Raw genomic sequence first — 2548 nt, forward strand, 5'->3', positions numbered from 1 at the left:
ACACGATCACCGACGGCGTCACCTTCGCCACCGCGACGCTGACGATCGACGTGACGCCGGACATGCCGCCCATCGGCCCCAACGTGATCATCGGCGAGCCCAACCAGCCGCGGATCGACGGAACGGACGCGGCGGATATCATCCTGATCGGCCGCTCACGTGCGACCCAGGTGTTCGGCGGCGACGACGCGGACATCTTTGTCTTCGGACAGACCGCCAACGACGGCTTTCGCGACGTCGCCTACATCCGCGACTTCGAGCAGGGCATCGACGCCATCGACCTGTCGGGCAATGCGTTCAGCCTGCGCACGCTCGGTCTGACCAGCGTGATCACCCTCGATACGCCAGACCGCGACACGCTGTTCGTCACTGGCGTGACGCTCACCGCCGCGGACTTCACCGACGAATGGACCAACAGCGACCCGGGGCTGCTCGCCTGAGCCCCGCCGATTCTTCCAACGCGACGGCGTCAGGACTGCGAGCGCAACGTCCCACGGAGCAAGACACATGCATTCGATCAATCGATTGCTCATCTCCATCGCCTTCGCGCTGGGCCTCGCCGCGGTTGCTTCGGCGTCGACGCCGCCAGCCGTCAAGGTCTTCGAGGGGACCGTGGCGCCCCGCATCCTGCCGGTGGCGGGCGATCGCGTCGACGCTCTCGCGTTCGGCCCCGTGTCGGGACCGGGCATCGGCCTCATCGAATTCGACGCGGGCGCAGAGTTCGGCCTGTCGCCGCTCGGCGACGACGTGACGACCTTCTTCCCGACCATCTTCGAGAGTTCCGATCTCGTGCTCGACAGCCGCGATCTTCTCGGCGCGCCGAGGGTCATGGCCGGGCCGACCGCGGACGCGCCTTTCATCGTGACGGCTGGGACGATCCTCGGCCGCTTCCAGCCTGAATGACTGCTGCGGCTGACTGGAGTGATCGGACCGGACCAGACCGGCGCGGGAACGGTGGATGTGGAGGGGTTCCTCGCGTCTATCCCGCTGCCCGCACCGGCGGCGCTGCTTCCTGCGGCCGCGGCGACGCTCTGCGCGATGCGGCGGCGTCCGGCCTGAAGCGTCCGTTCGACGCGAGCGGGCGCGACGGCAGGTGCGGCGGGGCGCGACGATGAAGGTCATGATCGCCACGCCGACCGTCCACGGCACGGTCGCCGCTGCCTATGCGAGGACGCTGGTCGCGCTGACACAGGTGCTCGGCGGCTTTGGAGCGGGCTACACGCTGATGACCGTCGACAACGCCGACGTGGTCACCGCGCGCAACCTGCTCGCCCACGCGTTCATGCAGGACGACAGCCTCAGCCATCTGCTGTTCGTCGACAGCGACATGGCCGTCCAGCCGGTGGTCATGCGTCGACTGTTCGCGCTGCGGGCGCCGGTCGTCGGCGTGGCCTATCCCCAGCGGCGGATCGATCTCGCCGCGTTCGCGCAGGCGATCCGTGAGGGCGCCGGGGTGGAGCAGGCGAAGGCGCGCGCCTCGGTCTTCACCCTGCGGCTGTCGCCCGGCGCCAGGCAGATCCGCGATGACGTCATGGAGGTCGAAGGGTTCGGCTTCGGCTTCGTGGTGATCGAGAAGGCGCTGATGCGGCGGCTGGCGGAAGCGGGCCTTGCGCAAGCCGTGTCCCGTCGTCGCTCTGGTCCGTCGGAGCCTGCCGGCGCGATACGGGACTACTTCAGCGAGATCACGCTGGCGAATGGCGAACGCCTCGCCGAAGACCACGCCTTCTGCGAGCGCGTGCTCCGCCTCGGGGATACGCGGCTCCTCGCCTATGTCGGGCCGGGCGTGGGCCATGTCGGTCAATTTACGCACGACGCGTCATTCGTCGATCGCGTGCGCGCGACCAGCAGTGGCGCGGGTCCGTCACCGGCGAAATGAGCGCTGATCGCCCCACCGCCAAGGAGACCGTCGAGAATGTGGGGATGGTGACGCCATAAGGGCGGCGGGAGCTGGTGGCCCGAGGGTGATTTTGCGCCGCGTTGGCGCGTTGTGGTCGAGCTGACAGGGAGCGACGGCTGCGTTAGCGCGGCGATCCTGACGACGGGCGAGCGCGCCGGCCCGGGCCACGCTTCGGTCGATGCCGGTGCGGCGTCGCCCGCCGGCGCAGCATGACCCCGGTCGCGGAGATCATGCCGCCTCGCTGCATATTGGACTGTGAGCGGGTCCTGGCGCTGATGGACACGAGCGCGTCTTCAGCGGCGCGCCGGCGGAGGCGGATCGGCAGACCCGGTGCTTGCGAGAGGTGCTGTCACGTTAACCCCGGGCTCGCGGCTCACGGCCGTCTCGGATAGCTTTTGCTGATGTCGATGACCGTCGCCTCCTATAAGCGCCACCGCTTCCCGCCAGCGATCATCGCCCATGCGGTCTGGCTCTACCTGCGCTTCTCGCTCAGCTTGCGCGCCATCGAGGAGGTGCTGCTCGAGCGCGGGGTCGAGGTCTCATACGAGACGCTGCGGCGATGGGTGGTGAAGTTCGGCCCTGCGATCGCGCGTGGTGGGGTTTCCGTACCGATTTCCCCGAAAGTGCCGGGGACCGTGTCAGAGTTGGGGG

The 2548-nt window shown here is 68.6% G+C and carries 3 protein-coding genes and 1 pseudogene; all 4 read left to right on the top strand.

Annotated features, from left to right (window positions below):
• Positions 1-440, top strand: a 440-nt coding sequence (locus V7Q31_RS18750; protein WP_442976770.1) for a M10 family metallopeptidase C-terminal domain-containing protein, incomplete at its 5' end; no start/stop codon positions are given.
• Between the two features lie 67 nt (positions 441-507).
• Positions 508-903 (top strand): hypothetical protein, encoded by a 396-nt coding sequence (locus tag V7Q31_RS18755; protein ID WP_333835354.1) that lies wholly within the window; start codon positions 508-510, stop codon positions 901-903.
• A gap of 208 nt (positions 904-1111) precedes the next feature.
• A complete protein-coding gene (locus V7Q31_RS18760) occupies positions 1112-1876 on the top strand; it encodes a hypothetical protein (protein WP_333835355.1) in 765 nt (254 codons plus the stop codon).
• Positions 1877-2304: 428 nt separating this feature from the next.
• Positions 2305-2548: pseudogene (locus V7Q31_RS18765) on the top strand (hypothetical protein); the annotation flags it as partial.

This window comes from Rubrimonas sp., assembly GCF_036788415.1.
Lineage (GTDB): Bacteria > Pseudomonadota > Alphaproteobacteria > Rhodobacterales > Rhodobacteraceae > Rubrimonas.

What these genes read in the sequence shown, in the direction of transcription:
- V7Q31_RS18760 (WP_333835355.1), top strand. Translation starts at nt 1,112, where the DNA reads ATGAAGGTCATGATCGCCACGCCGACCGTCCACGGCACGGTCGCCGCT.
- V7Q31_RS18755 (WP_333835354.1), top strand. Translation starts at nt 508, where the DNA reads ATGCATTCGATCAATCGATTGCTCATCTCCATCGCCTTCGCGCTGGGC.